Here is a 20,233-nt window from a genome sequence, read left to right as displayed (position 1 = left end):
GAACAGACATGGCGTTTTTTTCACGTGATTACGAGGTATTCCTGCTGCTGGCCGCGCCCGATGCCATACCGCTATGGGATGCGGCGCAATGGACGCCGTTTGCCGCCAGCCTCGACGGCCTCGTGGCGCAGGCGCGGGGCAAGGCCGGCGTGCGCAGCCATCAGTACAATCCCAAGGGCAAGTCGATTCCCTTTGGCCGCCTGGGCTGGGACGCCAAATCGCACGCGAAGTGGACCCACACGCCAGCGACGACGGCAGCGCGCTTCATGAGCCTGGAAGCGTGGGCGCCCACCTGGACCGTCTGCGAAAAGGAAGACCAGGCGCCCGATGTATTCCTCGCCCTGGCCAATGAATCGCTGCTGGGACGGGCCGGCAAGTCCCTGCAATTCGGCCAGCGCCTGGTGTGCGCCATCGCCACGGACATGGGCCCGGAAGCGGCCGCCACCTTGCGACAAGCGCTGGCGCAACTGGCCACGCAGCAAGGTGCCGTCGTCTTCGCCCATACGCGCCGCCAGTGGGGCCGCGCCTCGTCGTATGGCGGCTTCACGGGGGCCATCCAGGACATGCTGATCGGCGGCCTGTTCCGGCAGGACGCCCCGCATGCGCAGCCGCTCGATGACGCCGCGTTCCAAGATGTGTGGAGCAAACTCGACATCCACCATGCATGAACGGACTCCCATGCCACGCCTGACCTTCGCCATCCTGCTGTGCTGGAGCGTCCATGCGGGCGCCTTCGAACTGAGCGGCACCATCCGCAGCAACGGCGCGCCGCTGCCGCAAGCCATCAGCATCGTTGCCGAGCGCATGCACGGCGAGCCGCAGATACATGGCACGGTCGAAAATGGCCGCTACCGCATTGAGGTACCGGAAGGCGCCACACTGGCACTACTGCTGCAATCGCCCGGCTGGGAAGCGGAACCCAAGCTCATCTTCAGCGCGGCCACGTCGGGCGCGCTGGACTTCCTGCTGTATCCGGCGACCGTGCCAGAAGCGGCGCTGGCGCAGGAGTTGCTGGCCATGGAAAAGGAAGATGTGGCCGCGCGCACGGATTGGCCGGCGACCGGGTCCGATATGCAGGCACGGCAGCGCATGCGCGAGACGGATGCGAAGAACGAAGCGAGGCTGCGCCACATCATCGCCAGCAAGGGCTGGCCCACGCAAACGATGGTCGGCTACAAGGCGGCGGGCAGCGCCTGGCTGATCGCCCAGCATGGATCAAATGCCTTCCTCAAAAGCAGCCTGGTCCTGATGCGCGCAGCAGCGGCACGGGGGAGATCACGCCCTCGAAGCTGGCACTGGCGATCGACCGCGACTTGAGCAATGACAATCTGCCGCAGCTGTACGGCAGCCAGTTCCAGACTGGCAGCGACGGCAAGAGCGCCGCCTTCCCCATCGACGATCCGCAGCGCCTGGAGCAGCGCCGCGCCAGCATGGGCATGGAACCCTATGCGCAGTACCGGCAATTGTTCGAGTAAAGACCAAGCATTGACAGCGCCATCCATCGCATGGCATTGTTGCTCCATGCAATCGCCATTCCCACCCCTGCCATCGATTATTGCCGCCATTTCAAACATGGTGGCTGGGCAGGAATAAGATTGCCCAAGCCGCCTGCAAGGCGGCTTTGATCTGCAACAAACAATCAAGACGTCTCGCAGGCTTTATTTTTCACTTTCAGCGAGCGACCATGCACACCACTTCCGGCACTACCGTTCCCACCACGCCCACCCTGCACCTCGTGTGCGGCAAGATTGCCTCGGGCAAATCCACCCTGACCAGCCAGCTTGCGCAAGCGCCGCATACCGTGCGCATCAGCGAAGACAGCTTGCTGGCGCAGCTGTATCCGGACCAGATCGCCAGCCTGGCCGACTACGCGGCGTGCACGGCGCGGCTGCGCGCGGCCATCGCGCCTCTGGCCCTGCAGATGCTGCGGGCGGGCGTGTCCGTCGTGCTCGATTTCCCCGCGAATACGCCCGCCAGCCGGGCCTGGATGCGCGCACTGTTCCAGCAGGCGGGCGTGCCGCACGTGCTGCACTACCTCGACGTGACGGATGAGGAATGCAAGGCGCGCTTGCGCCAGCGCAATGCCAGCGGCTTGCACCCGTTTTCCACCAGCGACGCTGATTTTGACGTCATCACGCGCCACTTCGTGCCGCCGCAAGCGTCGGAAGGCTTTGATATCGTGCGGATTGCCGCCTAAAACGTCCCCGGCAGCAGGATTTTCTTGTCCACCTGTTGCAAATCGCGCAAGCCGCAAAAGGCCATCGTCAGATCGAGTTCGTTGCGGATGATGTCCAGGCATTTGGTGACGCCCGGGCCGCCCATGGCGCCCAGGCCATATAAGAATGGGCGGCCGATGTACACGCCTTTCGCGCCCAGGGCCACGGCCTTGATCACGTCCTGGCCCGAGCGGATGCCGCCATCCATATGCACTTCGATCTGGCTGCCGACGGCGTCGACGATGGCGGGCAAGGCTTCGATCGACGATTGCGCGCCGTCCAGCTGGCGCCCGCCGTGGTTCGAGACGATCAGCGCGTCGGCGCCGCTTTCCACTGCCAGGCGCGCGTCTTCCGGGTCCATGATGCCCTTGATGATGAGTTTGCCGCCCCAGCGCTGCTTGATCCATTCCACGTCCGCCCACGACAGGCTCAGGTCGAACTGCTGCTGCGTCCAGGCCGACAGCGACGACATGTCGGACACGGACGTGGCGTGGCCGACGATGTTGCCGAAACCGCGGCGTTTCGTACCCAGCATGCCCGCCACCCAGCGCGGCTTGGTGGCCATGTTGAGGATGTTCGGAATGGTGAGCTTGGGCGGCGCCGACAGGCCGTTGCGCAAGTCCTTGTGGCGCTGACCCAGCACCTGCAAATCCAGGGTCAGCACGAGCGCACCGCACTTGGCCGCCTTGGCGCGGTCGATCAGGCGGTTGATGAATTCGCGGTCTTTCATCACGTACAGCTGGAACCAGAACGGTTTGCTCGTGTTCGCCGCCACGTCCTCGATCGAGCAGATGCTCATGGTCGACAGGGTGAACGGCACGCCGAAGCGCTCGGCTGCCTGCGCCGCGAGGATTTCGCCATCCGCATGCTGCATGCCCGTCAAGCCCGTGGGCGACAGGGCCACCGGCATCGAGACGGCCTGCCCCACCATGGTCGAGGCCAGGCTGCGGTTTTCCAGATTGACGGCCACGCGCTGGCGGAACTTGATCTTGGCGAAATCGCTGTTGTTGGCGCGGTACGTCGATTCCGTCCAGGAGCCGGAATCGGCGTAGTCGTAAAACATGCGCGGCACCCGTTTCTGGGCCAGCACGCGCAAGTCTTCGATGCAGGTGATGATACTCATGCGTTTCCTCGGTCGATGGCTAGTCAGGCCATGATCGTGCATTTGGCCGCGCTTGTCTATCCGCCGGGCAAGACCAGCGCCTAAGGCGTGGCTTGCCAGTCGCGCGCGCCGAGGATCTGCTCGCCCAGCGCGGTCAGGCGCGCCTGCGGGTAGCGCAGCTTTTCCTTTTCCTCGGGGTCGCCGGGAAACGCGTAGCCCTGCGGCGCGCTGCGCTCGCGCCAGCTTTGCACCCGCCAGTCGCGCAAGGCCTGGTTGTCTTGCTGGGCGGGCGTAAAGGAAATGTATTGCGCCAGGCGCACCTGGTCCGTCGACGTGTTCGGGCGGATGCCGTGCGCCAGCAGGCTGTTGAAGATCAGCAATTCCCCCTTCTTCATGGCGATAAATTCCATCGGGTACGGCACCGTCGCCAAGTCCGGCTGCCATGGATTGCGGTCTTGCGGCACCGTCTTGCGCCAGCTCAATAAGTTATTGAACAATTCCGGATAGCACTGGAAACCGCCGCTCTCGGGCGAGGTGTCGGACAGGGCCAGCACGCCCTGCACGTTGACGGGCAGCGGGTCGAGCGTGGTATCCGCATCCCAGTGGATGAAGCCGCCAAACTTGCGCTTGCCGTTGTTCGGCGTGTTCAGGTTGGCGCGGTCGATGGTCACCCATAGATCCTGGCGGTCCCAGATGTCGACGAAGGCGTCGTAGACGCGCGGAGTCTGGCGGTTATCCCACAGGGTCTGGTTGTGATAGGCCTCGACCATGCCGGAACCGTTGAGTTCCTTCATCGCGTGGTCGCGCAGCTGGTCCCGGTTCCAGGTGGCGGGATCGTGCTGGTCGAGTCCTTGGAATTCCCACAGGAAATCTGTCGTGCGCCGTACCTGCTCGGGCGACACGGCATCCTTGACGATGACATAACCGTAGGTTTGCCAGTGCAGGAAATCGCTGTCGGACAGCACGCGCAGGGGCAGCTGTTTTTGTATGTCGCGCAACTGGGGCTGTTCCGTGTAGGCCACGGACGGGTTGCCGGGACGGTCTTCGCCGTATTGGTATGGGTTCTGCATCGCTGTCTCCTGTGTGGGTGTGAGACAGATTGTGCGATGACGCGGCCAGTTGAAATGCGCGCCAAGCGGCCAATACTGATACTATCCTGACTATCCACTCCATGAAAACGTCACAATGACGCCTTTATTCGAACAAGTCACGATTCCGGCGGGCCATTCCTGGGGCTTGCTGTGGCGCGAACTCGATGCCATTCCCTTCATCTGGCACTACCACCCGCAGTTCGAGCTGACCCTGACGGTGAATGCGCGGGGACAGCGCTACATCGGCGACCACCTGGGCGACTTCGAACCGGGCGACCTGGTGCTGCTGGGACCGAATTTGCCGCACACGTGGTCGGCCAGCGAGCGCATCGACAGCAGCCAGCCGATGCTGGCCGTCGTCGTGTGGTTTTCATTGGAGTGGCTGGAACAGCTGGCGGCCTGCTTTCCGGAGTTGCACAGCTTGCGGCAGCTGGCGGCCCGCGCCGGCCCTGCCCTGCATTTTTCGCCGCGGACGAGCGCGCGCTGCGCCGGTCAACTGCTGCGGCTGAACGCCCTGCCCGTGCCGCAGCGCTTGCCGCTGCTGCTCGACGTGCTGCTGGACCTGGCGGGCGATACGGGCGCGCGGCCGCTGGCCTCGACGGCGCAGGCGCCGCTGCCCGATGGCCAGCAAAAGCGCATGGCCGGCGTGTTCGATTTCATGCACGCACATTTCCGGGAAGAAATCGCGCTGGAAACCCTGGCGCAGCGGGCGGCCCTGTCGCTGGGCGCCTTTCACCGCTGTTTCAGGCGCCACGCGCATTGCACGCCGGGCGAGTACCTGGCGCGGCTGCGCATCGGCCGCGCCTGCCAACAGCTGATCGAAAGCGAGCTGGCCATCGCCGTCATCGCGCAAGAGGCGGGCTACCGCAACCTCGCGCATTTCAACCGCCAGTTCCGCGCCGCCAAGCACGTCACGCCGCGCGCGTTTCGCCTGCAGTACAGGCGCGGCGCCAAAGGCCTATCGTAAATCCGTTCGGAAACGAAAAAGGGGATCAGATTTTACAATCTGACCCCCGATATTCTGGTGCGGCTGGCAGGAATTGAACCCACGACCCCTTGGTTCGTAGCCAAGTACTCTATCCAGCTGAGCTACAGCCGCCTAAGCCAAGATTATAGCAGGGCTTTGCAGAATGGCAAAGGGCGCAGTGCGGATATTTCACAATTGCCCAGGCCGCCAGCATGCACGCTGTCCGCGCGCCGCCATGACGAAAAAAGCCCGGAGAGCGGACTCTCCGGGCTTTTCTCTACTGCTTATACTGGTGCGGCTGGCAGGAATTGAACCCACGACCCCTTGGTTCGTAGCCAAGTACTCTATCCAGCTGAGCTACAGCCGCAAACTCTGACACACTCCGCCCAACGGCGCGAAGCTTGAAACTCTCATCAAAACGAAGCGAACTCCATTTTGGTAATACTGGTGCGGCTGGCAGGAATTGAACCCACGACCCCTTGGTTCGTAGCCAAGTACTCTATCCAGCTGAGCTACAGCCGCAAAACTTCTACAACATTCCACTAACAACATGGAGGTGAAACTTGTTACAACAAAACCAGGCAAAGTCTGATTTTCAGTATTCTGGTGCGGCTGGCAGGAATTGAACCCACGACCCCTTGGTTCGTAGCCAAGTACTCTATCCAGCTGAGCTACAGCCGCGCAGGCAAACATTATAGCGTATTCATTTCGCTTTGAAAAGTTCGATTTTTCAATCGCTTAGCTGATTTTGCAGAATACCGCCCCACATGACCGACTACCTTTTCACTGCCAAAAAGCTCACGCCTTTTTATCGGTGGACACTTCTGCTTTCGCAGCGGCGCCCAGCGAATCGAGAAGTTGCTGTCTCGAAAGAAGCGGGATTATAGGGACTGCTTTCCAGCCTGTCCAGTGCTATCTGCAGGCGGCGCGCAAGCGTGCGGTGGCGCCGCGCCGCTTGGGGCTACAATACCAGCCAGACAGGGGCGCTTGTGCCTCCCCTAATTCATGACCGCGGGCATTTACCATCATGACCCAATTAACTGAGCTTAGCGGCGGCGGCCCGGCGGGGCAAGAGCCCGTGCGGCAGACTCACTGTTGCAGGATTTCCGATGGCCAAGCATGACCGCGAGCAATATCTGCTTCCCCCATCAGCGCCGCTGAGCCTCTCCGACGAGCGCCTGGCCAACTTGCTGGAAGGCATTACCGACGGCTTCTGCCTGCTCGACCGCGACTGGACCATCCGCTACCTCAATACGCGCGGCGCCGACATGCTGGCGCCGCAACACGCGCCTGGCGCCAGCCTGGCGGGCAAGAACCTGTGGCAAGCCTGCCCCGACCTGCCGGGCACGGAACTGGAAACGCAGTACCGGCGCGCCATGGCGCAGCAGCACAGCTGCAGTTTCGAACTGCTGTATCCGCCGCTGGGGCGCTGGCTGGAAGTGCGCATCTTCCCGTCCAGCGACGGCTTGACCACGTATATCCAGGACATCAGCCAGCGCAAGGCGGCCGAGGACAGCCTGCGCCAGAGCGAGGAAGACTTGCGCGCGCTGGCCAATTCCATCCCGCAACTGGCCTGGATCGCCAGCTTCGACGGCACCATTGCGTGGTACAACCAGCGCTGGCACGACTACACGGGCACCAGCGCCGAGCAGATGGCGGGCGACGGCTGGAGCATCGCCTATGACGCGCAGCATTTGCCTTCCATGCTGCAAGCCTGGAAGGCCGCCTTGCGCGATGGCAGGCCCTTCGAAATGGAATTTCCCATCCGTGGCGCCGACGGCCAGTACCGCTGGTTCCTGACGCGCGCCAATCCCGTGCGCGACCGGGGCGGCCAGCTGCTGCGCTGGTTTGGCACGAGCACCGACGTCGACCAGGTCAAGCGGGCGCAGGAAGCCTTGCGCGACGAGACGCGCGTGCTCGAGTTGCTCAACAATACGGGCGCGGCCCTGGCCGGCACCCTCGACTTGCCGGCCCTGCTGCAGGAAACCGTCGACGCGGCCACGCGCATCAGCGGCGCGCGCTTCGGCGCCTTGTATTACGACGATGCGGGCGATGTCCACGACGATCCCGACGCCCTGCCCGCGGCGCGCGCCGTCAACAACGTCAGCCTGCGCCAGGCCGACGCCATTGCCACGGAACTGCGCCAGGGAGCGGCCATGCGCCAGAACGACTTGCTGGCCGCACCCGACGCCAGCGACGGTGGCGCGCCGCCGCTGCGCAGCTGCCTGAGCCTGCCCGTCAGTTCGCGCTCGGGCCTGCTGCTGGGGCGCTTGCTGCTGGGCCATCCGCAGGCGGGCATGTTCAGCGCGCGCAGCGAACGCATCGTCTCGGCCATCGCGGCCCAGGCCGCCGTCGCGCTCGACAATACGCGCCTGTACGCGGCCGCCACGCGCGCCGCCGAAGAGCGCAAGGTGCTGCTCGACAGCGAACGCGAGGCGCGCGCCGAGGCCGAGCGCACGAACCAGCTGAAAGACGATTTTCTCGCCACCCTGTCGCACGAACTGCGCACGCCGCTGTCGGCCATCCTCGGCTGGGCCCAGGTGCTGCGGCGCGGCACGCGCGACCAGGCCGACCTGCACCGCGGCCTGCAAAGCATCGAACGCAATGCGCGCGCGCAGGCGCAACTGATCGAAGACTTGCTCGACATGAGCCGCATCACCTCCGGCAAGGTGCTGCTGGACCTGCAAACCATCGTGCCCGCCAGCATCATCGCCTCGGCCATCGAAACCCTGCGCCCGGCAGCCGACGCCAAGCACATCGCCATCCACAGCAGCATCGCCAGCGATGCGGGCAGGATCACGGGCGACCCCAGCCGTATCCAGCAAGTGATCTGGAACCTGCTGTCGAATGCCTTGAAATTCACGCCGCAAGGGGGACGGGTCGAGATCGGCGTGCGCCGCGAAGCTACCCGCCTGGCCATCACGGTGAGCGACAACGGCGTCGGCATCAAGAAGGATTTCCTGCCGCACGTATTCGACCGCTTCCGCCAGGCCGACGCCTCCACCACGCGCCGGCATGGCGGCCTGGGCCTGGGGCTGGCCATCGTCAAGCACCTGGTGGAGCAGCATGGCGGCACGGTCGCGGTCAGCAGCGCCGGCGACATGCAGGGCGCCAGCTTTACCGTGCGCCTGCCCCTGGGGACGCGGGCCGCGCCGGCGCGCCTGGAGGCCGGCGCCCCGTCCGCCAGCCATGACTTGCGCGGCGTCACGGTGCTGCTGGTCGATGACGAAGCCGATGCGCGCGAACTGACGGCGCGCATCCTGCGCGACAGCCACGCCGAAGTGCATGACGCCGGCAGCGTGGCGCAAGCGCTGCAACTGCTGGACCAGGTGCGCCCGCACGTGCTGGTCAGCGACATCGGCATGCCCGACGCCGACGGTTTCGACTTGCTGGCGCACATCCGCGCGCACGCTTCCCCCGACGCGGCCCGCCTGCCGGCGCTGGCCCTGACGGCGTTCGCGCAACCGCAGGACCGCCAGCGGGCGCTGGCCAGCGGCTTCCAGGCCTGGGTCTCGAAACCGCTCGACCCGGCCGAACTGCTGGCGGCCGTGGCGCAACTGGCCGCGCCGCGCGCGAGCGCCCTGCCCCCTGAACAGGACGACACAACACCGCCCTAAAAAGATGATGCAAAGAAATACATAGTGCAATACAAAATGACTATTTTCATGGGTTAGCCTTCCTACTTTCAGACGCGGCACTGTCCTACAAGCAACTAAGCCGAAGTTTGCTACACTGAAATGCAGAAGCACACCTGCACGGCAGGCTGGAGACGGCGGCCCTGGCCGGCGAGAACGTGAAAAGCGAGCTCAAGCGCTGTTGTGCGCCCTATCTTGTTGCAAGGCGCTACTATCTTTCCCACCGCCGTCAGCCCAGCATCTGCGGTGGAAGCCAGCGTTGCATAGACCGTATAACCGAGACCTTACATGCCCAGCCAAGATGAGATTTTGAAAGCCAAAATTTTGGTCGTCGACGATTCACCCGACAATGTCGACCTGATGCTGGAGATCCTGCGCGATGCCGGCTACACCAATGTCACGGCCACCATGCGTCCGGCCCAGGTCTGCCCCCTGCACCGGGAGCATTGCTACGACCTGATCTTGCTGGATCTGCAGATGCCGGAACTGAATGGTTTCCAGGTCATGAAAGGCTTGAAGGAAATCGAGCATGGCGGCTACCTGCCCGTGCTGGCCCTGACGGCACAGCCCAGTTTCAAGATCGCCGCCCTGGAAGCCGGGGCGCGCGACTTCATCAGCAAACCCTTCGACCTGATGGAAGTGCACAAGCGCATCCACAACATGCTGGAAGTGCGCCTGCTGTACAAGGAACTGGCGCAATACAGCAAGCAGCAGCAGGAACTGGCGCTGCACGATCCGCTGACGGGCTTGCCGAACCGGCGCCTGCTGGAAGACCGCATCGAGCATACCCTGCAGCAATCGGCCCGCAGCCGCGGCAAGTCCGCCATCCTGTACCTGGACCTGGACGGCTTCAAGGCCATCAACGACAGCTACGGCCACGGCTATGGCGATGAAATCCTGAAAATGGTGGCGGCCCGCCTGGTGGGGGCCTCGCGCAAGGAAGACACGGTGGCGCGCATCGGTGGCGACGAATTCGTCATCGTGCTGGGCAACCTGGCCGGCAAGGGCGATGCGCGCGAACCGGCCGCCAAGCTGATCGAAGTCATTTCCGAGCCGTATTTCATCAACGACCTGACCCTGCGCCTGTCGACCAGCATCGGCATCGCCATCTATCCGGACGACGCCAGCACCGTCGAATCGCTGCTGGGCGCGGCCGACACGGCCCTGTACGAAGCCAAGCGCGCCGGCAAGAACCGCTTTTGCTGCACGCCCCACGAGGTGATCGCCGCGCAGGTGAACATGCAGAAAAGCAGCATCCCCTCGATCGCCTGAGCCTACTTTCCGCGCGGAACATAAAAAACCGGCAAGCCACGATGATGGCTTGCCGGTTTTTTCATGGCCAGGATGCTTTATTTCTTGCCAGCCGTCACTTTATGCTGGCCCGCGTGCTGGTGGTCCGTTTGCGCATCGACGGTTTCCGGCGGCACTTCGATGCGCGTGATGCCGGCATCGACGGAGATCGGGTCGCTGGCGGGGAAGGTCATTTCCACGGCGTCGTCCAGCAACTCTTCCTTGGCCCGCTCTTCGCCGCTCATGCCCTCTTCATCGGCCAGGATGGCCAGCGCGCTGGCCCACTTGACGAAATTGAGGTTGGACAACTCGCGCACGGTGGTCACGCCAAACGCTTGCTGCAAGGCCTTGGCATCCTTCGCGCTGACGCCGCGCAAGGCGCTGATGGGGGCGTTGACGATGTCGCGGAAGCTTTTGTCGAGGTATTCCTTGTCGACGATGGTTTCGATATTCATGGCATGTCCTTTCGTTTCGGTAAACGGGCCTGTGCTGCGCCCTGCGCCGCGGGGCGGCTATGCTGCATGGAGAAAATGCACAGCCCCACTATGGCAGCGCGCGGCGCCCCGGTATGTGCGCAGCCGTACGTAACGGCGGGAACGATGCCCCTTGGCACCAAGAATAATATTGCCTATGATATAAAAGTGATGGGAGGAGATTAAAATTGCCGAAAAGACAGAAATTTTCCATCCATGCGCCCCGCGATGAAATCCTCATGTATGATCCACAACTTGAATTTGGTCCACCTTTCACCATTCACGGGGCGCTATGTCCGCACAAACAGATCCGAACAAGGAAGCGGCCCAGGCCGATGCGGAACGCGCCGCCGATCTCAGCGAGTTGCTGGGTCACGTCAACACCAGCTGGGACAATGAACGGCGCGCCCTGTCGCGCCAGCTGCACGACAGCCTCGGCTCGTCGCTGACGGCGCTGACCATGCACCTGTCGCTGCTGACGCAAAAAATGCCGCAGGAAGCGGCCTTGCTCGACCGCGCCGCGACCATGAAGCAATTGCTGCTGAACGTGATCGAGACCAACCGGCAAATGCAGATGAAGCTGTGGAACGACAAGCTGGAGTTTCTCGGTGTCAATGTGGCGCTGGGCGAGCTGGCCGCGCAATTTGCGGAACAGCACAAGATCACCGTGCGCTGCAGCCTGCCCGAAGATGAATTGATTTGCCCGCGCAACGTGGGCGTGGCCCTGCTGCGCACACTGGAAGAGGCGCTCGGCAACATCGCCGCGCACGCCCATGCCACGCAGGTGGACATCATCATCGACGACAATGACGAGGCGCTGATGATGACCGTCAAGGATAACGGCAGCGGCTTGCCGGCCAGCGGCACCGTCGAAATGAGCAAGCACGGCCTGCGCTCCGTGCGCGAGCGCGTGCATTACCTCGGTGGCAGCCTGAGCCTGGCGAGCAATCCCCAGGGCGGCACGGCCCTGACCGCCGTCTTGCCGCGCATTAGCCCGAAAGAATAATCCTTGCCAGGCCGCATCGGGCCGGAACACCGCCGGGCGCCCTGATCCGCTGAACGACACAACGACAGGAGACCGCATGCAACGACTGATCCCCACCGTGCTGGCAGCGCTGCTGGCCATGGGCGCCGCCCAGGCCGCCGACAAGACCGTGCCGCCGCCGGAAACCGTGGACAAGCTGGCATGGCTGGCCGGCTGCTGGAACGTCGACGGCGCCGAGCCCGGCTCTGGAGAACAATGGAGCACGGCCGCCGGCGGCACCATCCTCGGCACCAGCCGCACCGTCAAGGGCGGCAAGACGACGGCCTTTGAATTCGTGCAGATCCGCCTCACCGACCCGGGCCAGCTGGCCTACATCGTGCAGCCGTCGGGCCAGCCGCCCGTGATCTTCAACCTGCTGCGCCAGGACAAGCCGAATGAATTCATCTTCGCCAACCTCGACAATGACTTCCCGAGCCGCATCATCTACCGCCACGACAGCGAGCGCATCTTGCATGCCAGCATCACCGGCACCTTGAAGGGCAAGCTCACCACGATAGACTTCCCCATGACACGGGGCCGCTGCGAAGCGGCGCCCGTCGCGCGCGGCAAATAAAAGGGGCCTTTCGGCCCCTTTTTGCTCTGATACCAACCAAGTTAATGCAACTTGACCTGCGGCGTGCTGCGCTTGATCAGGAAGCGGCCCATGGCCATGACGGCCGTGCGCACGCTGCCCAGCACCGCGTTGTGGTGCATCAGGTGCAGGCTGACATACATCATGCGCGCGATAAAGCCTTCCACGAACCAGCTCAGCCCCTTCAGCGAACCCATCAGGGTGCCCACCGAGGTGGTGCGGCCAAACGAGACGAGCGAACCGTAATCGAGGTATTCGTACGGCTTGGTTTGCGGCGGCTTGCCCTTCGCCTGCAGCAGGAACGTTTTCAGCAGGTAATCGGCTTGCTGGTGGGCCGCCTGGGCGCGCGGCGGCACCAGCTTGCCGTCGGGCCCCATGCAGGCGGCGCAGTCGCCCAGCGCGAAGATATTCGCATGGCCCTGCACGTTGAGCATGCCCGTCACTTCCAGCTGGCCGGCGCGGTTGGTCGGCAAGCCCAGGGTAGCCAGGAATTCCGGCGCACGGATGCCGGCGGCCCACACGCAGATGTCGGCCGCATAGCTGGTGCCGCTGGCCACCGTCACCTTGTCGGGGTCGATGGACGTCACGCGCGTATCGGTCACCACGGTGATGCCGTGCTGGTGCAGCAGTTTCGAGGCGGCGATGGAGACGCGCTCGGGCAGCGGCGCCAGGATGCGCGGCGCCCCTTCCAGCAGGGTGATGCGCACATCCTTGATGGCGTTGAGATTCTGAAAGCCATAGGCGGCATACACGCCGCTCGCTTCGCGCAATTCGGCCGCCAGTTCCACGCCCGTGGCGCCGCCGCCGATGATGACGATGTCGACACCGGGATGGCCCGCGTCGCCCTGGCGCTGCTCGGCCATGGCCAGCAGCTTCAACAGGGTCAGACGGAAACGTTCCGCGTCTTCCGTGGCGTTCAGGGAAATCGTGTTTTCCTTGGCGCCGGGCACGCCGAAGTAATTCGAGGTGCTGCCCACGGCCAGCACCAGCTGGTCGTAGCTGACCTGGCGCTGCGGCAAGAGCTGTTCATCCTTGTCGGTGGCGATGGCGCCCACCGTCAGGCTGTTCGAAGCGGCATCGAGCGCGGTCAGGGGGCCATAGACATAGGTAAAACCATTGTCATGCGCCAGCATCTGGTACGACAGGCCCTCCTGGTGAATATCCAGGGTGCCGGCCGCCACTTCATGCAGCGACGGCTTCCAGATATGGTACAGGCGGCTATCGACCAGGGTCACCTGGCCGGGGCCGAGCTTGCGGCTGAGTTTGCAGGCCAGCTCCAGGCCGCCTGCACCTCCTCCTACGATTACGATTTTACTGTGCAAAAATCCTCCTGCGTGTTAATCCCTGTGCCCGTTACCGTTACCACGGCCGTTGCCGTTGCCGTTGCCATGGCCTTTGCCCGGCTTGTTGTCATGCTTGTCATAGTGCTTGTCATGCTTGTCATCATGACGGCCGCGGTCGCCGTAATCGGGACGGCCATGATCGCCATGTTGCTGGCGGTAACGGGGCACATACTGGTTGTTATACCAACTATCTTGGACGAAATATACCTCTTGGTTACAGGCATTATACTTGCGGCAGTGCTTGGACCAGTTTTTCGCATGGCCGGGCGGCACGCGCAAATAGATGGGCCGGGCCGAATAGTATTGCGGGCGCTGCACGATGACGGGCTGGGCATAGATCAATTGCGGCGCGGGATAGTCGCCTATGTCGAGGCGTCCGTAAAAGCCCGGCTGGCCGACGGTGACGGAGACGCCGACCTGGGCGACGGCGGCGGTAGCTGCCGACAGCAGGACGGCGGCGAGAATGAGGGTTTTCATGAGGACACTCCTTTTATCAGTTATGTCCCAATTGTAGACCTTGTGCGACCAACTGTTTGTTCGCAAGGACACATAAGGTACGTCGTGGCAAACTCACCACAGCTTGCCCAAAGGCACGACCAAGCCGCTGAACAGCGACCAGTCCGGCGACGCCGCCGTCAAGCCGCGCGCCATGCCGAAATCGATGGCCAGCCGTGGCGTGGGACTGTAGGTGGCGGCCAGCAACAATTGCGCCGTGGCCGGTGCCCCGCGCAGGCGCGTGCCAGACACTTCCGCCGTGGCGCCCCAGCGCTCGCTGACGGGCGTGGAAAAGGAGGCCGCCCAGCCCGTTTGCACCCTGCCCGTGTCAGGGCCGGATGCGCCCAGGCGCGTGGCGTTCAGATTGGCGTCCACGTGCACGGCGCCCAGGTCGCGGCTGAGAATGCCGTTCAGTGAGAGATCGCTCTTGCCGCTGCCGATGCTATCCTTGGCCGTGGGCAACTTCCAGCCCAGTTCCAGGCCCAGCGCCGTGGCGCCGTCGAGCAAAAGGCGCGCTTGAGCACCACCGTGGTGTCGCCCACGCCAGTGTCGCGCCGGCCCGTGCCGTCGCGCGCGCGCACGAAGCCCTCGCCTTCGAGCAACACGCCCCATGCGGGCGTGAACGCCAGCTTGAAGGTGTACGGCAGGCTGGCGCGGCGCGTGTCGTCCGTTTTCGACAGCAGGCCGCCCGCCTCGAATTCCAGCTGGCCCGGCACGGGCAGCTGGGCGGGGCTGGCGACGGAAGGCCGGTAAGGCAGGACGGGATCGCCCTGCTGCGCCTGCGCCACAGGCGCCAGGGACAGCAGAGATAAGCAAAGCAAGCGGGGAGACGGCATGAAAGACCCGGAAGTGGCAAACGCGCAATAGCGACAGCCTACCACCGCCGCACCGATTGCGCCCGAGCCAGCCGCTGTCAGGCCAGGCGCCGCACGTCCTGCCGGGCGGGCGGCACTGGCCGGCGCAGCGGCGTGACGTTGCTCGATGCCGGCACGGCGATGCGTTCGGCCTGGGCATGCAGGCGGAATACGCCCACGAGTTCCGTCAGGGTCTGCGCCTGGTCTTGCAGCGATTCGGCGGCCGCCGCCGCCTCTTCCACCAGGGCCGCATTCTGCTGCGTCACCTGGTCCATTTGCAGCACGGCCTGGTTGACTTGCTCGATGCCGGCGCTTTGCTCCGCGCTGGCGGCCGTGATTTCCTGCATGATGTCGGCCACCTGGCGCACGCTGGCGACCACTTCATCCATCGTCCTGCCCGCGTCATGCACGAGTTTGGAGCCGATTTCGACCTGTTCGACGGAGTCGCCGATCAGGGTCTTGATTTCCTTGGCGGCACTGGCCGAACGCTGGGCCAGGCTGCGCACTTCGGATGCCACGACGGCAAATCCCCGCCCTTCCTCGCCCGCCCGGGCCGCTTCCACGGCCGCGTTCAAGGCCAGGATATTCGTCTGGAAGGCGATGCCGTCGATGACGCTGATGATGTCGACGATCTTGCGCGACGACGCGTTGATCGATTCCATGGTCTGCACCACCTGCCCCACGACGGCGCCGCCCTTGCCGGCCACGTCGGACGCGGCGCCGGCCAGCGCATTGGCCTGGCGCGCGTTGTCCGCGTTCTGCCGCACGGCCGACGTCAGCTGTTCCATCGAGGACGCCGTTTCTTCCAGCGAACTGGCCTGCTCTTCCGTGCGCGACGACAGGTCGAGGTTGCCCTGGGCGATTTCGCTGGAGGCCGTATTGATGGTGTCCGTGCCCGAGCGCACCTGACTGACGATGCCCACCAGCTTGTCGCGCATGGCTTTCATGGCGAACAGCAGGCTGGTGCTGTCATGGCTGGCCGTGCGGATATCGATGGTGAGGTCGCCCTCGGCGATGGCGCCGGCGATCCTGACGGCGTACGCCGGCTCGCCGCCGAGCTGGCGCGTCAGTCCGCGCGTGATCAGCGCCCCCAGCGCCAGGCCGGCCGCCATGCTGCCCAACACCAGCGCGATCATGAAGCTGCGGCTGGCCTGGTACACGCCCGATGCCTGCTCGGAAGCCGCCTTGGCGCGCTCTTCCTTCTGCAGCGAAAGTTTATCCAGCATACCGTCGAGTTCATCGGCATGCTGGCGCGTCTTGTTGAGCAGTTCGACCAGTTGCGCGCTGCGCTGGGCCAGCGGCTCGGCCGCCGCCAGGGCCAGCGCCTGCTGCATGGTGGCAATGTACTCGGCTTCGACAGCGGTGAAGCGGGCAAACAGTTCCTTGGCGGCCGGCGTGACGAACAGCGGCTGGGCCTTGGCCAGGTAGCTTTTATTCAACTCGAGGAATTTGGCGATGTCGGCCTGGCGCGTGGCGCGCTCTTCGGCGGTGGTGGCCAGCAAGAAATTACTGCGCGCGCGGCCCACCTTGATCAGGGCGATGTTGGCTTCCTTGATGTACGACAGCCCCAGCAGTTCATGGTTGTACATCTGCCCCGCCATGGTATCGATCTTGCCCATGTTGAAGATGCCGATGCCGGCCACGATGGCCCCCATCAGCGCAACGCAAAAAAGCCGCCAGCAAGCGCGTTCCCACCCTCATCCGGTTCAACATGATTTCCCCCATAGACTGGCCGACACTCGATGCAACTGGAGCGTACCGACTTGAATATAAAGAAAAATCGCTGAAAAAATCCTCGGATTGTCACTAAACAACAATTCCTTGATTTATAGCAACATGCAAGACGGCTTGCCATGCTAGGCAAGCCGTCGGGTCTATCCGCGCCTGCCGGGCATCAATGCCCGCCGTGCGCCGCTGGCTTGCGCACCGTCATCTCCACGCCGCCCTTGGCCGGCGGCTTGCCCGCGCCCTGGCCGCGCACGGGTTCCGGCAAGGCGCCCGCCCACTCGTACGCCACGCTGCCTGCCGGGTGCTTGTACCAGCCCGGGTCGCGGTAATCGCCGGGTTTCTGGTCCTTGCGCACCTTCACCGTGGTAAACATGCCGCCCATGCCGATGGCGCCGAAGGGGCCGTCGCCGGCCATCATGGGCAAGGTATTGTCGGGAATCGGCATCTGCATCTCGCCCATGTCGGCCATGCCACGCTCGCCCATCACCATGTAGCCGGGCACGAGCTGGTTGACCTTCGCCGCCACGCCCTGGTGGTCGACGCCGATCATGGTGGGCACGTCATGCCCCATGGCATTCATCGTGTGGTGCGACTTGTGGCAGTGGAAAGCCCAGTCGCCCAGGTCCGTGGCCGTGAATTCCACGGCACGCATCTGGCCCACGGCGATATCGGTCGTCACTTCGGGCCAGCGCGATTCGGGGCGTGTCCAGCCGCCATCCGTGCCCGTCACCTCGAATTCATGGCCATGCATGTGGATCGGGTGGTTGGTCATGGTCAGATTGCCCACGCGCACGCGCACCTTGTCGCCCTGGCGCACGACCATGGGGTCGATGCCGGGGAAGACGCGGCTGTTGAAGGTGAACAAATTAAAATCCGTCATGGTCATGATCTTCGGCGTGTAGCTGCCGGGATCGATGTCGTAGTTGCTGAGCAAGAAGACGAAATCGCGGTCCACCTTCATGACATTCGGGTCTTTCGGGTGCGTGACCCAGAAACCCATCATGCCCATGGCCATCTGCGTCATTTCGTCCGCATGCGGGTGGTACATAAAGGTGCCGGGCCGCTTGGCGACGAATTCGTAGACGAAAGTCTTGCCGGGAGGAATGCCCGGCTGGGTCAGGCCCGTGACGCCATCCATGCCGTTCGGCAAGCGTTGGCCATGCCAGTGCACGCTCGTGTGTTCCGGCAACTTGTTGGTGACAAAGATGCGCACCCGGTCGCCCTCCACCACTTCGATGGTGGGACCGGGCGACTGGCCGTTGTAGCCCCACAGGTTCGCTTGCATGCCGGGCGCCAGTTCGCGCACGACGGGTTCGGCCACCAGGTGGAATTCCTTGACGTTGTTGTTCATGCGCCAGGGCAAGGACCAGCCATTCAGGGTGACGACGGGGTTGTACGGGCGTCCGTTCGGCGGAGGTGGCGGCGCCTTGGTGTCCGCGCCGGCCATGCTGACGGCTTCCGGCAGGGACGCCGCACCCACGCGGCTGACCGCTGCCGCACTCAGGGCGACGGCGCCCGCATTCATGAAAAAGTTTCTACGTGTAATCATCATTATTCCTTTGCCGCAGTTGCCACACCTGGGCCGCTGCCATTGATGGCCGATTGCAATTCAGTTTGGGCGATCCAGAAATCGCGCTGGGTCTCGATGGCGCTGTTCACGCTGGCAACCTGCTCGCGCGCGTCGGCCAGCAGCTCGAAGACGCTGGCCAGCATGCCGTTGTAACGCAGCAATACTTCATGCGAGATCGTCTTGCGCAGCGGCACAACCTCATCGCGGTAGTGGCGCGCCAGATCGTAGGCCGTGCGGTAGCTCGAATACGCCTCGCGCACCTCCGAGCGGGCCCGTACCGCCGTGCCCGCCGTGCGCTGCAGCGACTGCTCGTACAAGGCTTGCGCCTTGGCGTTGCGCGCCGCGCCCCAGTCGAACAGGGGCAGTTCCAGCGATACCTCATAGCCGTTTTCGCGCGGCGCCTCGCTGCTGCTCTTGTTGGTGTAGCCCACGTCGAGCACGTTGATGAATCCCGTCACCTTGGACAGGCCCAGCGCGTCCGCCGTCGCATGGACGTCGAGTTTCGCTCTTTGCACGTCGAGCCGCTGCTCCATCGCCTGCGCCTCGATATTGCCGGCCTCCGCCGCCCGGGCCGGCAAGTCTGGCAGGCGCGACGGCAAAGTAAAGCTGGTCTGCTTGCCCCACAAACCCAGCAAGCGCGTCAGGTGCTCGCGCGTGGCGCTGGCCTGGTGGCGCGCGCGGGCCAGGTCGCCGACGGCGTCCGCATAAAACACTTGCTGGCGCGCCTGGTCGAGGCGGCTCCAGTTGCCCGCCTGCCGCAGGCGCGTGGCCAGTTCGGCGCCCGCCTCGGCCGACAGCAGCGCGCGCTGCATGAACGCTTCCGTCTGCACGGCGGCCACGGCATTGAAATAGGCGCGACGCGTGTCAGCGGCCAGCTGCACGGCGCTGCTGGCCGCCTGCAGCTTGGCTTGCTCGAAACGGCCCCGCTCGATATTCACGCGCATCGGCATGGTCAGCAGTCCCGCCAGGTCGAAGCTGACACCCCGGTCGATTTCATTGCCGTGGCTGCCGTGCGAGCGGCCGAAGGACAGGCCGGGATTGCGCAAGCGCCCCGCCTGCACCAGGTCCGCCTCGGACGCGCCCAGTTCGGCCAGCGCCACCTTCATGCCACGGTTGTTCATCAGGGCGATGCGCACGGCGCTGTCGGCGTCCAGCGGCTGAGCCAGCAGGGAGACCAGCTTTTCCTCGCCGCCCTTGTCCGTCAATGCCGCCGGGGCGCCCGTGCGGGCATCGGCCAGCGCGGACACCGCCTGCATGCCGCCATCGGGGCTGAAGCTGGCGCAGCCGCTGAGCAGCAAGGCGGCCGCCAGGGCCAGCGGCGTCAGGCAAGTTGATTTTGTGAAACGTGCCATCTCAATGTCCTTCATGCTGGTGTTGCGGGGCGGGCTGGGCGGCCGGCTTGGCATCGGGCTTCTCCATCGGCATCTTGTGCCCTTCCATCTTGTGCCCTTCCATCTTGTGGCCGTCCATCTTCATCATGCCCATGTGGCCGCCGGCCTTGCCGACCTTCTCGTTGACGACGCGCCAGGTCTGGTCGGGCGTGGCGTCCTCCTCGGCGGCGGGACGGTAGCCGGCGAAGGCGGAGCGATAGTTGGGGGCCGGCACGGGCGCTTGCGCGTCTTGCGGGGCGGATGGGGGCCGCGATTGCGCGGCGGCGGCCAGCGGCAGCGAGGCAAGCGCAACGCCGGCGGCCAGCGCGAGGCTGAATAATTGCTTCATGGTATTCCTTGAATGACAGGGTATGGCGCGGCGGGCGCGCGACTGGAACGCTGGCGCGGCCAAAGCAACGTGCAGGGACGTGCGACGGCGGCACCGCCAGGTTCAACGGGCGGTCAGGCGGAGCGCGTGCTTCT

Annotated in this window: 20 protein-coding genes and 4 tRNA genes; 9 read left to right on the top strand and 15 right to left on the bottom strand. The window is 64.2% G+C overall.

The features are described 5' to 3' along the window. Window positions 1–8: 8 nt before the first annotated feature. The 4 genes from ACRHIG_RS13885 to ACRHIG_RS13870 all read left to right on the top strand — a co-directional run bounded on the left by ACRHIG_RS13885 (window position 9) and on the right by ACRHIG_RS13870 (window position 2,197). Window positions 9–668, top strand: a complete 660-nt coding sequence (locus ACRHIG_RS13885; RefSeq protein WP_489630498.1) for a hypothetical protein — start codon at window positions 9–11, stop codon at window positions 666–668. A gap of 10 nt (window positions 669–678) precedes the next feature. Further along, window positions 679–1,317, top strand: a complete 639-nt coding sequence (locus tag ACRHIG_RS13880; RefSeq protein ID WP_489630497.1) for a DUF6624 domain-containing protein — start codon at window positions 679–681, stop codon at window positions 1,315–1,317. Then, a complete protein-coding gene (locus ACRHIG_RS13875) occupies window positions 1,314–1,475 on the top strand; it encodes a hypothetical protein (protein ID WP_489630496.1) in 162 nt (53 codons plus the stop codon). The genes ACRHIG_RS13880 and ACRHIG_RS13875 overlap by 4 nt, the downstream gene beginning before the upstream one ends. Before the next feature lie 209 nt (window positions 1,476–1,684). Beyond that, window positions 1,685–2,197 carry a P-loop nucleotide/nucleoside kinase family protein gene (locus tag ACRHIG_RS13870; RefSeq protein ID WP_489630495.1) on the top strand — a complete coding sequence of 171 codons (513 nt, stop codon included), beginning with the start codon at window positions 1,685–1,687 and terminating at the stop codon, window positions 2,195–2,197. Here ACRHIG_RS13870 and ACRHIG_RS13865 read toward each other — a convergent pair. Together ACRHIG_RS13865 and ACRHIG_RS13860 are read right to left on the bottom strand one after the other, a co-directional pair. Next, window positions 2,194–3,339, bottom strand: coding sequence for an alpha-hydroxy acid oxidase (locus tag ACRHIG_RS13865; protein WP_489630494.1), 1,146 nt, complete (start codon window positions 3,337–3,339; stop codon window positions 2,194–2,196). The genes ACRHIG_RS13870 and ACRHIG_RS13865 overlap by 4 nt on opposite strands. Window positions 3,340–3,419: 80 nt before the next feature. Further along, window positions 3,420–4,388 (bottom strand): phytanoyl-CoA dioxygenase family protein, encoded by a 969-nt coding sequence (locus ACRHIG_RS13860; protein WP_489630493.1) that lies wholly within the window; start codon window positions 4,386–4,388, stop codon window positions 3,420–3,422. A gap of 115 nt (window positions 4,389–4,503) precedes the next feature. Here ACRHIG_RS13860 and ACRHIG_RS13855 point away from each other — a divergent pair, with 115 nt between their 5' ends. Next, complete coding sequence (locus tag ACRHIG_RS13855; RefSeq protein WP_489630492.1) at window positions 4,504–5,376, top strand: helix-turn-helix domain-containing protein; 873 nt, start codon at window positions 4,504–4,506, stop codon at window positions 5,374–5,376. Window positions 5,377–5,431: 55 nt separating this feature from the next. Here the strand turns inward: ACRHIG_RS13855 and ACRHIG_RS13850 are convergent. The 4 genes from ACRHIG_RS13850 to ACRHIG_RS13835 all read right to left on the bottom strand — a co-directional run bounded on the left by ACRHIG_RS13850 (window position 5,432) and on the right by ACRHIG_RS13835 (window position 6,057). Next, a tRNA-Arg gene (locus ACRHIG_RS13850) sits at window positions 5,432–5,508 on the bottom strand. A 158-nt stretch (window positions 5,509–5,666) separates the two neighbouring features. Next, window positions 5,667–5,743 (bottom strand) — tRNA-Arg (locus ACRHIG_RS13845). A 78-nt stretch (window positions 5,744–5,821) separates the two neighbouring features. Next, a tRNA-Arg gene (locus tag ACRHIG_RS13840) sits at window positions 5,822–5,898 on the bottom strand. A gap of 82 nt (window positions 5,899–5,980) precedes the next feature. Further along, window positions 5,981–6,057, bottom strand: a tRNA-Arg gene (locus ACRHIG_RS13835). Between the two features lie 428 nt (window positions 6,058–6,485). Between ACRHIG_RS13835 and ACRHIG_RS13830 the strand changes: the two genes are divergently transcribed. After that, window positions 6,486–8,993 (top strand): hybrid sensor histidine kinase/response regulator, encoded by a 2,508-nt coding sequence (locus tag ACRHIG_RS13830; protein WP_489630491.1) that lies wholly within the window; start codon window positions 6,486–6,488, stop codon window positions 8,991–8,993. Window positions 8,994–9,299: 306 nt separating this feature from the next. Continuing rightward, entirely contained in the window at window positions 9,300–10,283 is a 984-nt protein-coding gene (locus ACRHIG_RS13825; protein ID WP_077406388.1) for a GGDEF domain-containing response regulator, read from the top strand. A gap of 77 nt (window positions 10,284–10,360) precedes the next feature. On the opposite strand, the gene ACRHIG_RS13820 is transcribed toward ACRHIG_RS13825, so the two are convergent. Then, entirely contained in the window at window positions 10,361–10,756 is a 396-nt protein-coding gene (locus tag ACRHIG_RS13820; protein ID WP_489630490.1) for a hypothetical protein, read from the bottom strand. A gap of 310 nt (window positions 10,757–11,066) precedes the next feature. Between ACRHIG_RS13820 and ACRHIG_RS13815 the strand changes: the two genes are divergently transcribed. Together ACRHIG_RS13815 and ACRHIG_RS13810 are read left to right on the top strand one after the other, a co-directional pair. Continuing rightward, a complete protein-coding gene (locus tag ACRHIG_RS13815) occupies window positions 11,067–11,780 on the top strand; it encodes a sensor histidine kinase (RefSeq protein ID WP_475414029.1) in 714 nt (237 codons plus the stop codon). A gap of 76 nt (window positions 11,781–11,856) precedes the next feature. Next, window positions 11,857–12,372, top strand: a complete 516-nt coding sequence (locus tag ACRHIG_RS13810; protein ID WP_489630489.1) for a DUF6265 family protein — start codon at window positions 11,857–11,859, stop codon at window positions 12,370–12,372. 41 nt (window positions 12,373–12,413) lie between these two features. On the opposite strand, the gene ACRHIG_RS13805 is transcribed toward ACRHIG_RS13810, so the two are convergent. From ACRHIG_RS13805 to ACRHIG_RS13770, 8 genes are all read right to left on the bottom strand, one after another. Then, complete coding sequence (locus tag ACRHIG_RS13805) at window positions 12,414–13,712, bottom strand: NAD(P)/FAD-dependent oxidoreductase (protein WP_475414031.1); 1,299 nt, start codon at window positions 13,710–13,712, stop codon at window positions 12,414–12,416. Between the two features lie 15 nt (window positions 13,713–13,727). Then, complete coding sequence (locus tag ACRHIG_RS13800) at window positions 13,728–14,210, bottom strand: hypothetical protein (RefSeq protein WP_489630488.1); 483 nt, start codon at window positions 14,208–14,210, stop codon at window positions 13,728–13,730. A gap of 93 nt (window positions 14,211–14,303) precedes the next feature. Further along, on the bottom strand, window positions 14,304–14,735 hold the full coding sequence (locus tag ACRHIG_RS13795; protein WP_489630487.1) for a hypothetical protein: 432 nt from the start codon (window positions 14,733–14,735) through the stop codon (window positions 14,304–14,306). Beyond that, window positions 14,639–15,064, bottom strand: a complete 426-nt coding sequence (locus ACRHIG_RS13790; RefSeq protein WP_489630486.1) for a hypothetical protein — start codon at window positions 15,062–15,064, stop codon at window positions 14,639–14,641. The genes ACRHIG_RS13795 and ACRHIG_RS13790 overlap by 97 nt, the downstream gene beginning before the upstream one ends. A 77-nt stretch (window positions 15,065–15,141) precedes the next feature. Next, window positions 15,142–16,737: a methyl-accepting chemotaxis protein gene (locus tag ACRHIG_RS13785; RefSeq protein ID WP_489630485.1), complete on the bottom strand. Its 1,596-nt coding sequence runs from the start codon at window positions 16,735–16,737 to the stop codon at window positions 15,142–15,144. Between the two features lie 239 nt (window positions 16,738–16,976). Then, window positions 16,977–18,359, bottom strand: a complete 1,383-nt coding sequence (locus ACRHIG_RS13780; RefSeq protein ID WP_475414036.1) for a multicopper oxidase family protein — start codon at window positions 18,357–18,359, stop codon at window positions 16,977–16,979. 2 nt (window positions 18,360–18,361) lie between these two features. Further along, complete coding sequence (locus ACRHIG_RS13775; RefSeq protein WP_489630484.1) at window positions 18,362–19,732, bottom strand: TolC family protein; 1,371 nt, start codon at window positions 19,730–19,732, stop codon at window positions 18,362–18,364. Between the two features lies 1 nt (window position 19,733). After that, complete coding sequence (locus ACRHIG_RS13770; RefSeq protein WP_489630483.1) at window positions 19,734–20,099, bottom strand: hypothetical protein; 366 nt, start codon at window positions 20,097–20,099, stop codon at window positions 19,734–19,736. Window positions 20,100–20,233 lie beyond the last annotated feature (134 nt).

The sequence above is a fragment of the Janthinobacterium sp. C22 genome, from assembly GCF_057919405.1.
This window is presented reverse-complemented; position numbering and strand designations above follow the sequence as displayed.

Coding starts and splice junctions, on each gene's coding strand:
- ACRHIG_RS13885 (WP_489630498.1), top strand. CDS start 9: ATGGCGTTTTTTTCACGTGATTACGAGGTATTCCTGCTGCTGGCCGCG.
- ACRHIG_RS13880 (WP_489630497.1), top strand. CDS start 679: ATGCCACGCCTGACCTTCGCCATCCTGCTGTGCTGGAGCGTCCATGCG.
- ACRHIG_RS13870 (WP_489630495.1), top strand. CDS start 1,685: ATGCACACCACTTCCGGCACTACCGTTCCCACCACGCCCACCCTGCAC.
- ACRHIG_RS13865 (WP_489630494.1), bottom strand. CDS start 3,339: ATGAGTATCATCACCTGCATCGAAGACTTGCGCGTGCTGGCCCAGAAA.
- ACRHIG_RS13860 (WP_489630493.1), bottom strand. CDS start 4,388: ATGCAGAACCCATACCAATACGGCGAAGACCGTCCCGGCAACCCGTCC.
- ACRHIG_RS13855 (WP_489630492.1), top strand. CDS start 4,504: ATGACGCCTTTATTCGAACAAGTCACGATTCCGGCGGGCCATTCCTGG.
- ACRHIG_RS13830 (WP_489630491.1), top strand. CDS start 6,486: ATGGCCAAGCATGACCGCGAGCAATATCTGCTTCCCCCATCAGCGCCG.
- ACRHIG_RS13825 (WP_077406388.1), top strand. CDS start 9,300: ATGCCCAGCCAAGATGAGATTTTGAAAGCCAAAATTTTGGTCGTCGAC.
- ACRHIG_RS13820 (WP_489630490.1), bottom strand. CDS start 10,756: ATGAATATCGAAACCATCGTCGACAAGGAATACCTCGACAAAAGCTTC.
- ACRHIG_RS13815 (WP_475414029.1), top strand. CDS start 11,067: ATGTCCGCACAAACAGATCCGAACAAGGAAGCGGCCCAGGCCGATGCG.
- ACRHIG_RS13810 (WP_489630489.1), top strand. CDS start 11,857: ATGCAACGACTGATCCCCACCGTGCTGGCAGCGCTGCTGGCCATGGGC.
- ACRHIG_RS13800 (WP_489630488.1), bottom strand. CDS start 14,210: ATGAAAACCCTCATTCTCGCCGCCGTCCTGCTGTCGGCAGCTACCGCC.
- ACRHIG_RS13790 (WP_489630486.1), bottom strand. CDS start 15,064: ATGCCGTCTCCCCGCTTGCTTTGCTTATCTCTGCTGTCCCTGGCGCCT.
- ACRHIG_RS13785 (WP_489630485.1), bottom strand. CDS start 16,737: ATGGGGGCCATCGTGGCCGGCATCGGCATCTTCAACATGGGCAAGATC.
- ACRHIG_RS13780 (WP_475414036.1), bottom strand. CDS start 18,359: ATGATTACACGTAGAAACTTTTTCATGAATGCGGGCGCCGTCGCCCTG.
- ACRHIG_RS13775 (WP_489630484.1), bottom strand. CDS start 19,732: ATGGCACGTTTCACAAAATCAACTTGCCTGACGCCGCTGGCCCTGGCG.
- ACRHIG_RS13770 (WP_489630483.1), bottom strand. CDS start 20,099: ATGAAGCAATTATTCAGCCTCGCGCTGGCCGCCGGCGTTGCGCTTGCC.